3 protein-coding genes and 1 pseudogene are annotated in these 6,114 nt (G+C 47.7%); all 4 read left to right on the top strand.

Annotated features, from left to right (window positions below; genetic code table 11):
- Window positions 1-988 precede the first annotated feature (988 nt).
- The gene (ileS, locus tag H8876_RS04960) at window positions 989-4,102 is read left to right on the top strand and encodes an isoleucine--tRNA ligase (protein WP_249286791.1); all 3,114 of its coding nucleotides are present in this window, start codon (window positions 989-991) and stop codon (window positions 4,100-4,102) included.
- Between the two features lie 33 nt (window positions 4,103-4,135).
- Window positions 4,136-4,687 (top strand): hypothetical protein, encoded by a 552-nt coding sequence (locus H8876_RS04955; RefSeq protein WP_177265230.1) that lies wholly within the window; start codon window positions 4,136-4,138, stop codon window positions 4,685-4,687.
- A 14-nt stretch (window positions 4,688-4,701) separates the two neighbouring features.
- Window positions 4,702-5,748 (top strand): dual-specificity RNA methyltransferase RlmN, encoded by a 1,047-nt coding sequence (gene rlmN, locus H8876_RS04950; protein WP_249286790.1) that lies wholly within the window; start codon window positions 4,702-4,704, stop codon window positions 5,746-5,748.
- Window positions 5,749-5,830: 82 nt separating this feature from the next.
- A pseudogene (locus tag H8876_RS04945) lies at window positions 5,831-6,114 on the top strand (hypothetical protein); the annotation flags it as partial.

Here is a 6,114-nt window from a genome sequence, read left to right as displayed (position 1 = left end):
CATTTAAAAAATAATGGAACCCCTTTGAGGGGTAGCTAAAGAGGCAATGGCAATGTAGCTTGAACGAAGAGAAAGCTAGCGCCTTGAGACGCTAGCCTAGCAATCCATGGGCTTATAGCTCTAGAGCAAACCACCCTTTTTAAGGGTGGTTATGATTTTCACAGAATAGTTACAGGAGGGTTGGGATGCCAGATATTTCAAATGTGCGGAAATCGCCTTTTTTGAAGGCAAAAACAGAAAAAGGACGGGGAAAATAGCAAAAGGAAGGGCGAGCCGGTCGGTAAATGTATGATATTTACATTACAGTTGATAAGATACAGAAATATATTTGAAAATATCCTTATATCTGACAATGAGCGGCGGATGGATTTGGCTTTTCGGGCTTCATTCTGAAAAGCGTCCGTATAAAAGCAAGTATGCAGAAACGTTTTCTGTATATTGCTATCAGAAAATATGATTTCGTAGAAAAACGTGCCAGAAAAGCGCGCGAGCAGAAATCAGAAAAGCACGCGAGCAGAAATCAGAAAAGCGCGCAAGCCTAAGCCAGAAAAGCGCGCGAGTCGAAATCGGAAAAGCGCGCGAGCCTAAAAAAGAAAAACCTTGACTTTTCAACCTTTGCAGGATAAAATTATAGAGCAAATAATTTTATGATACGGCTGTGACGAAGACAGTAGCCCTGCGTAAGATCCTTACAGAGAGATGCTCGTATGCTGAGAGAGCATCGGTGAAGCGGATCGTGAAAATCACTTCTGAGCCGAACACTTTATGAGAGACGGGATGATAGTCCCGTAACTAGGGTGGTACCGCGGTTTATGATCGTCCCTAACATAACTATGTCAGGGGCGTTTTTTTATGAGCTGCCGCTGTCCGGTCAACGGATATGGCAAACGAGTCTTGCGATCGTAATGAAGCGAGGAGGCTTTGCAGGAAGACTGCGGGCTCAGTGAAATAGAATTACCAGACAGTACCAGGAAAGGAATGTATCAACATGATAAAGAACTTATCAGAAAAGCCCATCGCTGAGCTTCAGAAAGAGCAGGCTGAGAAATGGGAAAAAGAAGATCTGCTGGGAAAATGTATCAGCACAAGAGAGGGTATGACGCCATTCATCTTTTATGAAGGACCGCCAACGGCTAACGGCAAGCCTGGTATCCATCACGTGATCGCCAGAACGCTGAAGGACTCCGTGTGCCGCTACAAGACCATGCAGGGATATGAAGTTACGAGAAAAGCAGGCTGGGATACTCACGGACTTCCGGTAGAAATCGAAGTCGAAAAACAGCTGGGCATGTCCGGCAAACAGGACATCGAAAAATACGGTATCAAAGAATTCAACGAAAAGTGCAGAGAATCCGTATTCACGTACGAAAGCATGTGGCGCGACATGACCAAGCGGATGGGATACCTCATCGACCTGGATCATCCGTACATCACGCTGGACAACGACTACGTAGAAACTCTCTGGTGGATCATCAAGGAATTCTTCAAGGCAGGCATGATCTACGAAGGCCACAAGATCCTGCCGTACTGTCCTCGCTGCGGAACGGGACTGGCTTCCCACGAAGTAGCACAAGGATATAAAGAAGTCAAAGTAACGACCATCACAGCCAAATTCAAGAGAAAAGACGCTGACGAATACTTCCTGGCATGGACGACGACTCCGTGGACGCTGGCATCCAACGTATCCCTGACAGTAGGACCGGATGTCGACTATATCAAAGTAAAGATGATTTCCGGAGATGAAGAAGGCAAGGTCTTTTATGTTGCAAAGGTCCTCGCTGACAAAGTCCTGGGAGAAGGCAGCTACGAAGTGCTGGAGGAAATGAAGGGAAAAGACCTGGAATACGTGGAATACGAACAGCTGATGCCGTTCATCAAGCCGGACAAGAAAGCTTTCTTCGTAACATGCGCAGACTACGTAACCATCGAAGATGGTACTGGTATCGTACACACGGCTCCTGCATTCGGTGAAGACGACTACCAGACAGGAAGACGCTACGATCTGCCGGTCGTGAACCCGGTAGATGAACAGGGTAAATACACCGAGACTCCTTGGAAGGGCAGATTCGTTATGGAAGACGGCCTGGACGTAGAGATCATCAAATGGCTGGCTGCAGAAGACAAGATCTACGCCAAGGAAAAGATGGAACATAACTACCCGCACTGCTGGAGATGCGGTACACCGCTGATCTACTACGCGAAACCAAGCTGGTACATCGAAATGACCAAGCTGAAAGACGAACTGGTTGCCAATAACAACAGCGTAAACTGGTTCCCTGATTTCGTCGGTGAAAAGAGATTCGGAAACTGGCTGGAAAACGTCAACGACTGGGCGATCTCCAGAAACAGATACTGGGGTACTCCGATCCCGATCTGGCGCTGCGAATGCGGTCACCTGGAATGCATCGGAAGCAGAGCTGAACTGGCGGAAAAGGCACAGGAGGATATCACAGAAGATATCGAACTTCACAGACCGTATGTGGATGACGTTCATCTGACCTGCCCGGTGTGCGGCAAGCCGATGACCAGGATCCCGGAAGTTATGGACTGCTGGTTCGACAGCGGAGCAATGCCGTTCGCACAGAGACATTATCCGTTTGAAAACAAAGAAAACTTCGATGCGGATTTCTTCCCGGCAGACTTCATCTGCGAAGGAATCGACCAGACGAGAGGCTGGTTCTATTCGCTGATGGCGATCTCCACATTCATCAAGGGAAAATCTCCATATAAAAACGTATTAGTAAATGACCTGATCCTGGATAAACACGGCAAGAAGATGAGTAAGCACGTGGGCAACACGGTAGACCCGTTCGCACTGTTTGACAAGTATGGTGCGGATGCTCCGAGATGGTACCTGCTGTATGCTTCTCCGGCATGGTCTCCGACCAAGTTCGACGAAGACGGACTCATCGAGATCGTAAGCAAATTCTTTGGAACTCTGCGGAACGTATACAACTTCTTCGCGCTGTATTCCAATCAGGATGATCTGGATCCCGCTTCTCTGGATGTACCATATGCAAAACGTCCGGAACTGGATCGCTGGATCATTTCCAAGTATAACAAGCTGATCAAGGAAGTTACGGCAGATATGGATCAGTACGACCATATGAAAGCCGTTCGCAAGATCCAGGACTTCGTTATCGAAGATATGTCCAACTGGTATATCAGAAGAGCAAGAAGAAGATTCTGGGCGGAAGAACTGGACGAAGACAAGAAGTCGGTTTATGCAACGACCTATGAAGTAATGGTGGGACTTTCCCAGCTGATCGCTCCGTTTGCTCCGTTTATTTCCGAGGAAATCTATCAGAACCTGACCGGAAAAGAATCCGTGCACCTTTCCTTCTTCCCTAAGGCAGATGAGGCTCTCATCGATGAAAAGGCAGAAGAAAGAATGGATCTGGTTCGTACTCTGGTAGGTCTGGGACGCGGAACGAGAGAAAAAGAACGTATCAAGGTAAGACAGCCGTTGAAGGAGATCCTGGTAGATGGTAAATACGAAAGCATCATCGGAGATCTGACCCCGCTGATCAAGGAAGAACTCAACATCAAGGACGTTCTTTTCGAGAGCAAACTGGACGCTTACATGAACTACAGCTTAAAGCCGAACTTCAAGGTGGCAGGCCCGGTTCTGGGCAAGAACATCAAGGCGTTCGGTGCTGCGCTGGCACAGGCAGATCCGGCAGCAACTGTTGCCGCTCTGGAAGCTGACGGTAAGATCGCTCTGGATCTCAATGGCGAATCCATGGAGATCTCAAAGGACATGGTAGATGTGAAGATCTCAGCTAAGGAAGGCTTCGCAGTCGCTATGGAAAACAATGTCTTCACTATTCTGGACACGACGGTAACACCGGAACTGGCAGAAGAAGGACTGGCAAGAGAACTGGTATCCAAGGTGCAGCAGATGAGAAAGCAGAACGATTACGAGATGATGGACAAGATCCACATCTATCTGTCTGCCGATGATGACGTTGCGAAAGCAGTGGAAGATCATCGTGAATATATCATGAAGGAAACCCTGGCAGAAAGCATCGAAAACAAGGAAGGCCTTGAAGAAGTAGACCTGAACGGACACAAGACAGGTCTGGCGGTAGAACGTATTTAAGTATTTCATAACGTAGTAACGAGGCGAAAGATCATGAGCACATCCATCAAAAATTTAAGACAGCTGGCAGCCAGAGACGTCAAGGATCATACAGCGATCTTCGATTCCTATGTAGTCCTTGGCAGAGATATCGATTATCTGGCGATCAAATTCGGACTGGATCCGGAGAATATCGTCAATCTGCTGGAAGGCTACGGGGAGCGGATTCGAAGACAGAAGCCCCAGGTGGTCGGCGTGGAAGAAGTTCCATGCGAGGATGATGCAGATCTTTCTGCAAAGCCGGATGCTTCCCGAAAGGAAGCTCCGGCAGCGCCTGAGCGGCGTAAATCGAAGAAAAGATCCCTCTTTTCCAATCCGTTTCGGATCGACCCGGAAGAGGAATGGGCTGTGCTTCAGGAAAATCCGGATTACGATACTTCCGGATGCGGCCGACTGGGAGATCTGCCACGGTCCTTGATCGAAGAATACATCGAGAAATTCTATCCGGGAATCGCATCAGAAAATCCGCAGAATGACTGGATCAGTATAGATACCTATCTTCAGACATTCCATGCGGGATGGGCGTCAAGACTTAATAGGAAGTAGGAAGTGCAGTACTTATGGAACGAAAAGACCTGCTGGGGATGACAATAGAAGAATTAAAACAGTTTGCCGTGGAACTGGGAGAAGCTCCGTTCCGCGGCAAACAATTGTTTCGATGGATCCACAAAGGAGAACGTGATTTTTCTGCCATGACGGACTTTTCCGAAAAACTGCGAGAAAAACTGCAGGAGGCAGCTTTTATCGGCGGAGTACAGGTGGAAAAGATCCAGCATGATAAGAAAGACGGCACGCGGAAATTCCTCTATGGGCTGAAAGACGGCAATGCAGTAGAAGGTGTTTTCATGAAATACAGCTACGGCAACTCTCTGTGTGTCTCATCCCAGGTGGGATGCAGGATGGGGTGTGCATTTTGCGCGTCAGCTCTTCACGGTCTGGTTCGCGATCTTACAGCAGGCGAAATGCTGTCTCAAGTATATGAAGCCGAAAGAGCGACCGGAGAGAAGATCAACCACATCGTCGTCATGGGCATGGGAGAACCCTTTGATAACTACGAGAATCTAAAACGATTCCTAGAACTGCTCCATCATCAGGATGGCAAGAATCTCAGCTACCGGCATATGACAGTGTCGACCAGCGGGATCCTGCCGGGCATCCGGCAGTTTGCAGAAGATTTTCCGCAGGTAAACCTGGCTGTATCCCTGCACCGTGCAGAGGAGAAAGGCCGCAGCGAGATCATGCCTGTAAACCGGGCGTATCCGCTTGCGGAACTTTTGCAGACAGCGCGAGAATATACGGAAAAAACAGGAAGACGAGTGACGTTTGAATACGCCCTGATCTCCGGAGAAAATGACCGTCCGGAGGACGTGAAACTTTTGCAGCAGAAACTCTCCGGGATGCTCTGTCACGTGAACCTGATCCCTCTCAACGAAGTGGAGGAGACCGGATTTTCCGGAAGCAGCCGGAAACGTGCAGAAGAAATCGCTTCACAGCTGGAGCGTGCGGGGATCCCGGCGACGGTAAGACGAGAGCTGGGAAGTGAAATCGACGGTGCGTGTGGACAGCTTCGTTTAAAAGAAAAAACTTTTGAAAATCAATCTGTATGATTTTAGTTGATGAAAATAACCGCATAGTGTATAATATTTTTAATATTAAGGCTAGTGTTAGCATATTTAGGAGGATAATGTTATGGTGAAATTACTGATAGGACATAAGGGAAGCGGCAAGACGAACCAGATGGTTCAGCTGGCCAACGATTGTATTGAAAAAGGCGCAGGAAGCATCATATTTATCAATAAAAATCACAGACTCATGTATGAGCTGAATTATAAAATCCGTGTTATTTGTATGGAAGATTTTGAACACATTACAAACATTGATGAATACATCGGATTCCTGTATGGAATCATCAGCTCCGATCACGATATCGAAACGATCTTCATCGACAGCATTCTGACTGTCTCTTATACACA

It is taken from the genome of Lentihominibacter faecis, from assembly GCF_014306095.1.
GTDB classification, from domain to species: domain Bacteria; phylum Bacillota; class Clostridia; order Peptostreptococcales; family Anaerovoracaceae; genus Lentihominibacter; species Lentihominibacter faecis.
This window is presented reverse-complemented; position numbering and strand designations above follow the sequence as displayed.

Coding starts and splice junctions, on each gene's coding strand:
- ileS (WP_249286791.1), top strand. CDS start 989: ATGATAAAGAACTTATCAGAAAAGCCCATCGCTGAGCTTCAGAAAGAG.
- H8876_RS04955 (WP_177265230.1), top strand. CDS start 4,136: ATGAGCACATCCATCAAAAATTTAAGACAGCTGGCAGCCAGAGACGTC.
- rlmN (WP_249286790.1), top strand. CDS start 4,702: ATGGAACGAAAAGACCTGCTGGGGATGACAATAGAAGAATTAAAACAG.